The organism is Streptosporangium sp. NPDC023963, assembly GCF_040639135.1.
Taxonomy (GTDB): Bacteria; Actinomycetota; Actinomycetes; order Streptosporangiales; family Streptosporangiaceae; genus Streptosporangium.
The window spans coordinates 510,597-522,349 of the sequence record NZ_JBEZZK010000004.1; the positions used below are offsets into that span (position 1 = coordinate 510,597).

The following is an 11,753-nucleotide window of genomic DNA, read 5'->3' on the forward strand; positions in this document are numbered from 1 at the left end:
CATCCCCCTTTAGAGCGCGAAAACCATCGCGCGAATAAAGCTCTGAACCCTGTTGTAGGTGGCGCCCCCCGCGCCGAACCCGAGTCCGATATCCACCGAGACCGTGACCGTGCCGCCCGGCGGAATCGTGGTGTTACCGACGACCTTGGTGGTCTGGGTGTGGACGTCCGAAACGGTCGCGGAGCCACGATTTTCGAATCGATACATTTCGTCGCCGTAGACGAAGTGCCCCGCCCGGCCGCCTGGCGGAATCACGAAATCGACGTCCACCTCAACCGAGGTGATGGCGATCGCCGGACGGCACGGGTCCGGGTTGGTGATGTCCAGCGTCCGCGTGGCGACAGTCGTTCCGCCGGTCGTGGTGGTCGTCGGCACCGCCGGGTTGCCCGGGATCAGCTCGTTGAGCGAGGTGGTGAAGTACTGGTACTTGGCGCGCGGCTCCGATCGCAGGGTGCCCGTGGAGTCGCAGTAGACCAGGCCGCCCTGCGCGTCCAGGTCGCACGGGTACGGCCACGCGGTTACCGCAGCCGCCAGCGGCGCCCCAGCTGATCCGTTGCCGGCCAGACCGCAGCTGACCTCGAGTGCGGCCGACGCGGCGGGCGGCGCGTACAGGCCGCCGTCACCGCCGAACGCCACCTGGTTGCCGGCGTCGCCGGACAACCGCGCGGTGATCGCACCTGTGGTCGGGTCGTAGGCGGCGCCGTTGCCCGCCGACAGGCAGGTCCGCACATCGGCGCACTCCACGAACAACCCGTCGGGGCCTTCGTGGAGCAGGTTTGCGCCGCCTCCCGGCGGCGCCGGGTCCAGCACCACATCAGCGGCCACCGTGTACGGATCGCCAGGCGCACCGGTCCCGGTGAGCTCCAGATCAACCGTGTCCGTGTCTGTCACCGCGAGCGCCGTAGCAGCCCCGCCACCTGTGGGAACAAACAACCCACCATCAGGATTGATCACCACCTGGTTGCCCGCGGCCGGAGACACATTCGCCGCGATCACACCTGTGGCCGGGTCGTAGGTGGCGCCGTCACCAGCCGACAGGCAGGTCCGCACATCGGCGCACTCCACGAACAACCCGTCCGGCCCCTCCTTCAGGAGGTTCGCACCGCCACCGGGAGGCGCCGGATCCAAGACAACATCAGCGGTCACCGTGTACGGGTCGCCGACAGCGCCGGTTCCGGTGAGGCCCAGGTCAACCGTGTCCGTGTCCGTCACCGCGAGCGCCGTACCTCCCGCCCCGCCAGCCGGAACGAACAGGCCGCCGTCACCGCCGATCTCCACTTGGTTCCCGGCGTCGCCGGACAACCGCGCGGTGATCACACCTGTGGCCGGGTCGTAAGCGGCGCCGTCACCAGCCGACAGGCAGGTCCGCACATCGGCGCACTCCACGAACAACCCGTCCGGGCTCTCCTTCAGGAGGTTGGTGCCGCCGCCCGGCGGCGCCGGGTCCAGGATCACGTCAGCGGTCACCGTGTACGGGTCACCCGCTGACCCGTCGCCGGTGAGCCCCAGGTCGACGGTAGGTGTGTCCGTCACCGCGAGCGCTGTACCGCCTGCCCCGCCGGGGGGAACGAACAGGCCGCGGTCGCTGCCGAACTCCACCTGGTTGCCCGGGTCCTCGGACAGGAACGCGCTGATCTCGCCGGTGTCCGGGTCGTATTCGATGCCGTCGCCAGCTGACAGGCAGGTCCGTACGGTGTCGCATTCGACGAACAACCCGTCTGGGCCCTCCTTCAGGAGGTTGGTGCCGCCTCCGGGCGGCGCCGGGTCCAGGATCACGTCAGCGGTCACCGTGTACGGGTCACCAGCGGCACCGGTCCCGGTGAGCCCCAGGTCGACGGTGGTCGTGTCCGTGACGGCGAGCGCTGTACCGCCCGCCCCGCCGGCGGGAACGAACAACCCGCCATCAGGGTTGATCGCCACCTGGTTTCCCGCTGCCGGGGACACATTCGCGCCGATCACACCCGTGGCCGAGTCGTAGGTCGCGCCCGGCCCGGCCGACAGGCAGGTCCGGACGTCGGCGCATTCGACGAACAGCCCGTCGGGGCTTTCGTGGAGCAGGTTCGTGCCGCCACCCGGAGGAGCCGGATCCAGCACCACGTCAGCGGCCACCGTGTACGGGTCGCCCGCGGCACCGGTACCGGTGAGCTCCAGGTCGACGCTGGGTGTGTCTGTCACCGCCAGCGCTGTGACAGCCCCGCCGCCGGCGGGAACGAACAGGCCGTCGTCGGTGCCGATCGTCACCTGGTTCCCGGCGTCGGTCGACACGTTCGCCGCGATCACACCCGTCACCGGGTCGTAGGTGGCGCCCGGCCCGGCCGACAGGCATGGCCTCACCTGATCGCAGGTGACCGCGCCACCGCCGGTAGCGCTGATGACGTAGGGGGTGCCGGTGCCTCCGTCGCCTGCGACGGTGATGTTGTCACCGGCGATGACGACGCAATCACATCGTCGGCTACAGCCGCAATTGCTCAAGGGATACTCCAAAGGGAGGGCTTGAGCCCGGCCAGCAACCAGCGGCTTTGAAAAAGTCTAGTTGTTCGGTTACGCCTTGACCGCAATGGCGTGGACGGTCACCCCGCTCGCGGCGACCCCTGGCCCCAGGACGCTGAGCCCGAGCACGGTCAGTCCCGTCGTGACCAGTACCTGCACCGTGGTCGCCGTCGGCGTGTTCGAGGTGATCCGCGCGCTGAGGATCTGCACCGACGCCGACTGCAGGGCGAGCGTGACCACCGGCGCCACAGCGAACGCCCCAGCGGGCCAGGTGAAGGTGACGTTGCCGCTGCCGTTGGTGACGCCGTGATACCCCACGGCCTGAGCCGCCACCGGGCTGTAGTCCCCCTGGGTGCTCATGCGACCCGCTCGTACAGCAGCGTCGTACGGCCGCTGGCGTTGCTCTCGATCCGCGCGGACCCGGACGTGCCGGTGACGTTGGTCCGGGCCACCTGGAGCCGGACCAGACGCGAAGCCGGAACGGTGTAGGCGATCAGGATCGGCGCGGACTGGTTGGCGCCCGACGAGACGACGGTCCCCGCCGGTGAGGCGGCGTGGTCGATCTGCTGCACCAGGACCTCACTGTCCGGCACGACGGCCCCGGTGGTGACGTCCAGGAGCCGCGCGAGGATGAAGACGTTGCAGGGGGTTACCGCAGTGAGGACTCCGCGCACGCTCGCCGCCAGATGGTACGTCCCCGCCTGCGGCAACGTGATCTGCAGGCCGGTGTTCGTCCACGTGCCGGTGGGCGTGGGCTGGAGGTCTACGCCTGCGGGCAGGGTGGCGAAGCCGTGGCCGGTGAGGCGCAGCGAAGCGCCGGTTCCAGCCACGGCTCACATCTCGCGGGTTGAGGTAACGAGGAAGTCGGAGCCGGTGACCCAGGTGAACACGAAGGCGTCTTGCAGCGCCTCACCGGCGTCCCCGCCGCGTTCCACACCCCACGACAGGGACGTGCCCGCCGGGACCGCGACAGCCGGGCCGCCGCCGATGCTCACGGTCGGAGCCCCGGCGTAAACGACGAGCGTCACAGAACGCGCCCCGACAGCGATGGTGACGTTACCGGCGGCGCTCTGCCGCTGAATCGTGGCGTCGATCACCGGGTTCGGTGTGGGCACGCCGCACCGCAGGACGGTACCAACCGGGGCGTAGGCGGTCGTCCCGTCCAGGGTGGTGTCCGTGACGACGGCCGCGCCGCCCTCGGTGGTGTAGCGGCGCAGAAATGCGCCGTTGTTGTCGCACAGGATCTCGTACTCGGCATCCCGACTGGTGCCTGCGACGCTTCCGCTCGTGCCGGTCATTTGAGCTTCCTCTCAATGAAAAAAGGGGTCAGGCGCCCCGGTGACGTGGTGGAAACCGGCCCCGCGCGAGGGAGAGCGCATGCGGGAGCGAGCCGTGCCCGACATCAGAGCCTGCTGTAGTTGAGGAGGGTCCGGCCGCGGAAACCACCAGCGGACATAAACGCCGCAGTCGTGCCAGACTCCGCCACGGGACCTTGGTAGCGGCCCTGGAGGCGGATCGTGCGTGCGCTGGCGACCGTATAGAGCACGTCCAGCGGAGTGGTGGCGCGGTGATGCCACACACCCCCAGTGGTCGTGATGCCCTGGGCCGGGCCGTAGCTGATGACCAGCCGGTGAGACAGCGGCACCTCGGCCCCGGCGGACACGTCGAACAGGCGCGCCTCCAACGACGCGACGAGGACCGAGCCGTCCGAAAGCCGGTCCAGGTGGCCGAGGACAGTGCCCCCCAGCCGGTAATCCCCGGCCGCGGGCAGGTCGATCTCCAGGGCGGTGTCATGCCAGGCGCCGGGGCCTTGCCCGTTGAGGACTGCCGCCAGCCCAGGCAGTTCCTCCTGCCCGAACATCGCGCGCCGGGCCAGGTGTGCATCAGTGCCGGTCACCTGTCACCTCCTTCTTCTCCTGGCGTCCGCTCGCTGCTGTGCTGGCTGCCCTCGCGCCGGGCGCCGTCACCGATCGACCGGGACGACGCCCTGAGCGCCAAGGGCGGCTCATACCCGGTACGTCCAGTTGAGGACGTACTGCGATCCGGCGGTCAGCCCGGCGAACGAGGCGGCCGCCAGTGCTTCGTCGCTGTCGCGGGCGACCGACCAGGTGAGGGTCACCCCGGCCGGGATCGAAACGGCCGCGCCGTCGGTCATCGTCACCGCCACGTCCCCGGCAAGGACGGTGAGCGAGATGCTCTGCAGGTTGGAGAACGCGCCCTTGATGTTCTGCGCCAGCGTGCCGGTCACGCTCCGGACACCCGTGAAGACGCTGCTCGCCGCGCCCCCGCCCGTGCTGGTGCCAGCGCAGGCACCGACCGTGCCCACGGGGTTGTAGTCGCCGCCCTCAAGGGTGGTGTTGCTGACGGTGACTTGCCCGTCCGCCATGTAGGCGACGTGCCGCAGGAACGGGCCGTCGTCGTCGCACAGCACAACCGGGGCGGCGCTGGTGCTCCCGCAGGGGATGACCGACCAGCCCTCGGGGAGCGCCTCCTGGCGCTGCCCGTTCTCGTCGAGGTAGTACACCGTGTCGTCGCAGCACGTCATCCGCGTCCAGGAACGCTGCTCCGGCCGGGCGATCGTGTACGTGACGATCAGGTGAGCCATGAGCCCGGAGGCGCCGCCGACCGACTCCTCAACGTCGAGGTACAGGTAGTTGCGGCCCGGCTGGGCTCCGGGGATGGTGCCCGGCCCGAAGGTGTAGGCCGCGCAACCGCCCGCAACGCTGAAGCAGGCGGTGGCGGGCAGCGGCTGCCACGCCCCGCCGTTGAGCCGGAACGCGCGCCCGAACTGGTCGGCGTTCAACACGGTGACCTGGATTTGGATGGAGTCTGGGTCGGCTCCGGCCGGTAGGTCGAAGAACGCCCGGGCGTACCAATGCTGGAAGAGCAGCGACGGCCCTTCGTTCGGCAGCGGCGGATTGGACTGGATGCTGTTGCCGTTCGGGTGAGCCGACAGCCACCAGGCGGGCCGCCCGGTGTTGGTGTCGGTCACCGTCCAGGCGCCGGCCCACCCGTGAGCGCCCTCGTACATGTCCCACCAGGTCGCCGCAGGGTTGTCCGGGGTGAGCGACCACTTCCACACCGGGTCCACCGAGTTGTCCTCAAGGTGGGCCTCGTTGGTGATGAAGTGGACCACCTGCTCGGGGTCCTGCTGGATGCACACCTGCGTCGGCTGGCAGCAGTCGCAGTCCACCGTGGCATCGCCTGGGAGCGGCTGCCGGGTGTCCTGGTCCACGACGGTGACGGCGCCCTGGCAGTCGGCGAGCTTCACCGCCTGCCACGGCACCGTTTCGGCGACGACGCCGCACAACCGCTCATAGTGCGGGGTCGGCGGGTCCGCGAACGCCGACGTGGTCAGGGTGAGGCGTACCGGGTCGGAGAACTCGACCCGGAACCGGTCACCGGGGGTGAGGGAGAGCAGGGTGCCCCCCAGCGACAGGCCATTGCCCGCCGTCGCGGTCAGCGTGACGGTGATGCCGTTGATGACCGCGGTGCCCTGGTAGCCCGTGGCCGACTGGGCCGGACTGGCCGGGATGGCCGGGGTGAAGGCGGTGAAGTTGATGGCACCGCCGAGGTCGGGGCTCGTGAACCCAACCGAGGAGGCGGTGCCCGTGTTCGTCTGGTAGGTGCCTTCCCACGAGGTGACCCGGTTCCCGTACGCGTAGGTCGGGTTGGTGGCCACCCCGAGCCAGCAGCCGGGGAACGTGCTCTGGTCGAGGTCGAAGCCGGTGGCCGTGTCCGGCAGCCGGTAGACGCACTCCGACAGCACCGACTTGTCGCAAGGCGGCTCCTCCCGGCAGGCCCCTACGGCGCCCGTCGGCGTGTAGGGCGTCTCGCCGTCGAGGGCGGTGTCCGTGACGCTGGTCACGGAACCGTCGCAGTCGCGGCAGATGGTCCGCAGGAACGAGCCGCCGGGGGAAACCGCGAGAGCGCCTGCCCAGTAGGTGAAGAACGTCCCGCATACAGCGGCACGGCTGCCGGGCGCCGGTGCGGTCCTGAGCGACGTGACCGGGCCAGCGGTGCGGAACCGGGCGCTGGTCTCGACCTGCGGGTCCGTCACATACGTACACGGGTCACCCGGGGCGGCGTCCGACGTGCGAGTCAGCACGCCGGTTGCTGCGTTGTAGGAGTACCCGTCCGGCAGGTGCACGACCTCCAGCCCGGCGGGGAGCTGCGCGTTGTTGATCGCCGGGACCGTCGGGTAGTAGTGGAGGAAGACCGAGAACTCGACGACCGACGGCCGCGAGAACGTCCACGTCGTCGGCGCATCAACGGTATGCGGGAAGGAATGGAGTCCCCACCATGAGCCGTCGCCGTTGTTCCGGGTCGGCGGCTGTCCCGGGCCCTGGCTGGTCGCGCCCGTCGCAGCCCACGTGACCCCGTTTGCCAGGGTGCCGGACGAGGCGGAACCGGTGATCGTGGCTGTTTCCTCGGCGGCACCATCGCACAGGACCAGCGTTTCGCAGGACTGGCAGGGCTCCTCCGCAACCTCCGGGCACGCGCCGACGCTGACAGTGCCGGTCGGCGTATAGGCGGCGCCGGCGGGCGTGGTGTCCGTCGTGGAGACGACCGTGCCGGTGCAGTCCCGGCAGATCGTCCGCAGGAAGCCGGTCGGGCAGCCCGCGACCTCGGCCGTCGCGGTGAGGGTGAACTGCCGGGTCTCCCAGCCCTTCGCGCCCTGCGTGTACGTCTCCGCGTCCAGGTCGACCGCGAGGGTTCCGGAGATCCACTGCTCGTAGGTGACGGTGTGCGTGAACGTGATGGTGCGGATGCTGCCGGAGCCCATGTTGGACTGCACCCCGGCCGCAAGTTGCGTGGCACCGTCGTGCAGGCGGAAGAGAGCGGCGGTCGCGATGGCCGTTGTCGGGCCCAAATTTTCGATGACGGCGGATGCCGTGATCGTGACCTCGGTCGGTGGCTCCACCCCGGGGCAGTCCGCGACGAACGGCTCCCCCTGGATCAAAGCGGCGATGTAGTGGTGCTGCTGGCCGTTGGCCTGCTGCGCCGGTGGGGGCGGCGAGTTCTCGGTCGGCCAGTGCAACGGCTGGCCGTCCCAGAACACCTGACCACCGCCTGCCAGCGGCAGCTTCCAAAGGTTGTCCGCCGCCTTGAAGTACGGCGTCGGGTCGGTGTCCGTTAGGTCCCGGCCGAGGGTGACCTCCACCGGCGCCCCGGCGTCGCACAAAACGACCGTTTCGCAGTGCTGGCACTCACTGGCGGCGCTCCCGCAGCCGCAGCAACCCTCCGGCTTGTACGTCATGCCTTGGAACGCCAGCGCGAAGCAGGCCGTGCCGCCGCCGTAGTTGCCGTAGCTGAAAGTGATCTGGGCCGGTGGCTGGTCCCAGTACACCTGGGCGGTGCCGCTGTTCGTCGTCGGGACGATCGTCGAACCGCCGTACCAGACCGCGTCGCCCTCAACCCGCGACGGCGGCGGGTTGATGCCGCTCACACCCTCGAACGTGTCGAAGTCGATCAGGTCCAGGCGGAAGGTGCTCATCTGCTGGGCGACCGCGTCCAGCGTCAGCGTGTAGGCGGTCGGGTTGTTGAACGCCGGGTTGGCCGGGTTCAAAGGCCCGCAGTTCCCACCGGCCGCCCGCGAGGCATGCAGGTGAACCTCGGCGGCCTCCCCCGTGTCCGGGTTCGTGACGGTGTAGATCCAGTCCTGGTTGCCCGGCAGCGCCGGGTCGGGTCCCACGCCCGTCTGCGGCCACGGCAGCTCCACCAGCGCCGGCACACCGCCATCGCCGCAATCGACGACCAGCACCGGCGTGTAGTCGTCGACCCCGTTGATCGCGGTGTCGCGCTGGGAGACCACGTTGCCGTCGCAGTCGAAGACCAGGTGCCGCAGGAACGGCGTCGCGCACCGGCGGCCCTCACCGTCGGGGGCGACGTCGGGGTTCAGGTCGCACAGCTCCACCAGCTGCACGGCGCTGACACACGTGGGGTCGGGAACCGCGCACTGCACAACCTCACCGAGGACCGTGTACGGGTCGCCGGCGTAGGTGAGGTTCGTCGTCGACACGGTCGTGCCGTCGCAGGAGCGGCACACGACGCGCTGGAACGGTGTGGGGCAGCCGCCGAACTCGGCGGACACCGTGAACTCGTCGGCGCTCCACCCCTGCTGGTCGCCTTGGAAGGTCTCCAGGACAAGCTCAGCGACGACCTTGCCCGAAGCCAGGTCTCCAGCGGAGACCGTGGCCGACAGGCTGAGTGTCTGCTCGTACCCGACGACCGTCCCGGCTGGGACGGTCTGAATGGCGAGCTGGGCGCCGTCCAGGAGCAGCCGGTAGTGGCCCGTGGCGCCGAACCCGTTCCCCGTGCTGGCGGTGTGGGTGATGTGCACCGACGCGGAGATCGTCACCGTGCCGTCATCGCAGGCGGGCCGCTCGGCGGCCAGGACGGCGGCGACGGCCCGATACACCTGGGTCTGGTCGCCCCCATCCGGCGGGGCCGCGGCCTCCGCCGGGAACGCGAGCGTGCCGCCGCTCCACAGCGCAGCGCCGCCGCCCGGAAGGGGCCGCTGCCCCGGGCCAGCAGGCTGGTAGGCGGTGTCCGTCGCGGTCACCTCGGCCGGGATCGGCGCGCCTTCGGAGTCGCACACGTCCAAGGTCTCGCAGCGGACGCAGCCCCCGCACGCGGCGACGGTGCCGATCACCGCGTACGGGGCGGTGCCGTCGAGTTCGGTGTCCAGAACGCTGATGACCGCACCGGTGCAATCCCGGCACACGGTACGCAGGAAGCTGTGCGGCTCTGCGCCGTCGACGGTGTCGCACAGGACGACCGCCTCGCAGTTGCGGCACTCGGCGGGCTCGGCGGGCGTGCACTGGCTGACCTCGCCGGTAACGGTGTACGGGTCGCCGTCGAGGGTCGTGTCCGTGGTCGAGACAACTTCGCCGCTCACGCAGTCCGTGACCAGGGTCCGCAAGAACTGGACGCTGCTGGTGGCCTCACAACCCTCCAGCTCGATCGTCGCGCTGAACTCGTCGGCCGTCCAACTCTTCGCGGTGCCGTGGAAGGTCTCCAGGGCCAGCCCGAACCGGATGTCCCCGGCAACAAGGTCAGCGGCAGTCACCGGAGCGCTGACGGTGAGGGTCTGCACGTGCCCTGGAGGGGCGTACAGCCCCACGGGGTCATCCATGAGGACGGTCGTCCCCCGGAAAAGTCGCAGCGCGCCGTCCCAGAGCTGCCCGGTGCCCGGCCCGTTCTGTGTGACGCGGACGGACACGGTCACGGTGCCTGAGGCACCCTCGCAGCCGGCAGCGCCACCCGTGATCTGCCCGACGGCGATCAGGTGCTCCTGGCCCGGACCTGTCCCCGCCGGGTAGACCAGGCTGTCGCCGGTCCACAGGGAGGTGTAGGGCCCGGCCAGGTTGGCGAACTGCGTCTGTGCGATATCGGCCGCCACACCGTCCACGATCGTCGGCGTGATCTCCGAGGAGGAGTCCGCGGGGACGTCGCACACCAGGACCGTGGAGGAGTTCCGGCACTCCGCGTGGCAGATGCCGATGGTTCCGGCCGGGACGTACGCCGTGCCGTCGAGCAGGTAGTCCGAGTGGCCGGTGATCGCGCCGTTCTCGTCGCGGGCGTAGTCCCGGACGAACGCGGTCACGGTGCCGTCACCGGCGGTGTCACACAGTTGAACGAGGTCCCGCTCCGGCTGCTCCACCCCGGCCGGGCACACGCTGATGGTGCCCTGCAGGGTGTAGGTGGCGCCCGTGACGGCGTCAACCAGGCGCACGCTGTCGATCGTGCCGTCCGCGGCGTAGGAGTACTCAATGAGGACCAGGCCGAGCACGTCCCCGGTCGCGGCGTCGAGATCGCAGAACGTGCCAGACACCTGCACGCTCTGGGAATCGCCACACGCCACCGCCCCCGCCGGCGGAGCGCCTGCGCTGAACGCGCCGGTCGTGAGGTTGATCCACCCCTCGGAGGTGACCACACCATCGCAGTCCCGCTGCACGGTCACCGCGATCGGTGTGCCGTCCGCCAGGCACAACCCGACCATGGCAACGGGCGTGGTCGGTGAGGCGCAGTCCGTGATCTGCGGGCACCGGCCCACAGCACCAGCCGGGGTGTAGGTGGTGATCCCGTCGAGGGTGGTGTCCCGGCGGCTGTACACGATGCCGTCGAGGGTGCCGTACCGCAAATGCCGCAGGAACACCGTGGCGGTGCCGTCGGCGGCGACGTCGCACAGCTCGATGACCTCGGCGTCGTACCGCTGCCGGTCGGCGTCCACGGGGCCGCATACGCCGACGGTCCCGGCCGGGGTGTAGGCGGTGGTGCCGTCAAGCTCGGTGTCCGTCTGGGAGAGGACCGTTCCGGCGCAGTTGCGGCAGGTCCGGCGCAGGAACGCGTGCGAGACGTCAACGGTGACGAGCATGTCGCCGTAGTAGGCGAACGCCCCGGCGACCGCGCCGACGAGCGCGGGCGCAGCCCACGAGGAGATGTTCCGCGCGCGGAACGTGGTGACCAGGGTGCTGTCGGTCGTTCCGGCGGTCGCCGACAAGCGCCGGGTGACCGGGTCCCAGGAATGCCCGGCGGACAGGGTCACCAGGTCGTTGCCGGGCGGGATCTCCACGGTCGTCGTGCCCGGCCCGGAGAAGGACGCCGCCCACACCAGGGTCACCGGCTTAGAGAAGGTGAAGGTGTCCGGGGTCGTGTCCGCACGCCAGCGGTCGTTAGCGAACAGCAGGACGTCCGTCGCCGTGCGGGACCAGGTGACGCCGTTAGCGAGGGTGTAGCCGCCGGCCGGGTTGGGCGGCATCGGCCCGATGGGCGAGGTGACCGGCTGGGTGTCGCACAGCACCTGCTCCGTGCACGTCGGGCACTCGACCGGCGGCGGGCAGTCGACCGGCGAGACCGGCGTGTACGGGCTGGCGAGGTCGCCGCCCAGGTAGGTGCCGATCAGCTCCGGGGCGGCGCCGTTGCACGGGTCGACGGCCCACAGCTCAACGTAGGTGACCTCGCCGATGCCGTCGCCGTCGCCGTCATCGCAGCGAAGGTTCTGGAAGAGCTGCCGCGCGCAGCCCTCCGGCTGGCAGGGGCCAAGCGTCCCGGCCGGGGTGTACGTGGCGCCGGTGACCGGGTCAACGGTGCGGGTACCGACCCGCTCCCCGGTGTTGGTGTCGTAGATGGGCTCGACGAGGACGGTCGCGGCCACGGTGCCGTCGGGCAGGACATCACACAGCAGCACCGCCTCGACATCGACTCGTGGCGTAGCCGCGGCCCCGCTGACGATGACCGGGCCAGGCCCGCAGCATCCA

General features: G+C 70.2%; 6 protein-coding genes. All 6 read right to left on the bottom strand.

Annotation, left to right across the window (positions count from 1 at the left end; translation table 11 throughout):
* Nucleotides 1-9: 9 nt before the first annotated feature.
* The 6 genes from AB0F88_RS16840 to AB0F88_RS16865 all read right to left on the bottom strand — a co-directional run bounded on the left by AB0F88_RS16840 (nt 10) and on the right by AB0F88_RS16865 (nt 11,683).
* A complete protein-coding gene (locus AB0F88_RS16840) occupies nt 10-2,472 on the bottom strand; it encodes a hypothetical protein (RefSeq protein ID WP_362683863.1) in 2,463 nt (820 codons plus the stop codon).
* A 69-nt stretch (nt 2,473-2,541) separates the two neighbouring features.
* On the bottom strand, nt 2,542-2,850 hold the full coding sequence (locus AB0F88_RS16845; protein WP_362683866.1) for a hypothetical protein: 309 nt from the start codon (nt 2,848-2,850) through the stop codon (nt 2,542-2,544).
* The gene (locus tag AB0F88_RS16850; RefSeq protein WP_362683869.1) at nt 2,847-3,320 is read right to left on the bottom strand and encodes a hypothetical protein; all 474 of its coding nucleotides are present in this window, start codon (nt 3,318-3,320) and stop codon (nt 2,847-2,849) included. The genes AB0F88_RS16845 and AB0F88_RS16850 overlap by 4 nt, the downstream gene beginning before the upstream one ends.
* A 3-nt stretch (nt 3,321-3,323) precedes the next feature.
* Complete coding sequence (locus AB0F88_RS16855) at nt 3,324-3,788, bottom strand: hypothetical protein (protein ID WP_362683872.1); 465 nt, start codon at nt 3,786-3,788, stop codon at nt 3,324-3,326.
* A gap of 104 nt (nt 3,789-3,892) precedes the next feature.
* Complete coding sequence (locus AB0F88_RS16860) at nt 3,893-4,387, bottom strand: hypothetical protein (RefSeq protein ID WP_362683875.1); 495 nt, start codon at nt 4,385-4,387, stop codon at nt 3,893-3,895.
* A gap of 108 nt (nt 4,388-4,495) precedes the next feature.
* Nucleotides 4,496-11,683 carry a hypothetical protein gene (locus AB0F88_RS16865; RefSeq protein WP_362683878.1) on the bottom strand — a complete coding sequence of 2,396 codons (7,188 nt, stop codon included), beginning with the start codon at nt 11,681-11,683 and terminating at the stop codon, nt 4,496-4,498.
* Nucleotides 11,684-11,753 lie beyond the last annotated feature (70 nt).

Bases quoted from the DNA above. Each gene is read 5' to 3' on its own strand.
- AB0F88_RS16845 (WP_362683866.1), bottom strand. From the start codon at position 2,850: ATGAGCACCCAGGGGGACTACAGCCCGGTGGCGGCTCAGGCCGTGGGG.
- AB0F88_RS16855 (WP_362683872.1), bottom strand. From the start codon at position 3,788: ATGACCGGCACGAGCGGAAGCGTCGCAGGCACCAGTCGGGATGCCGAG.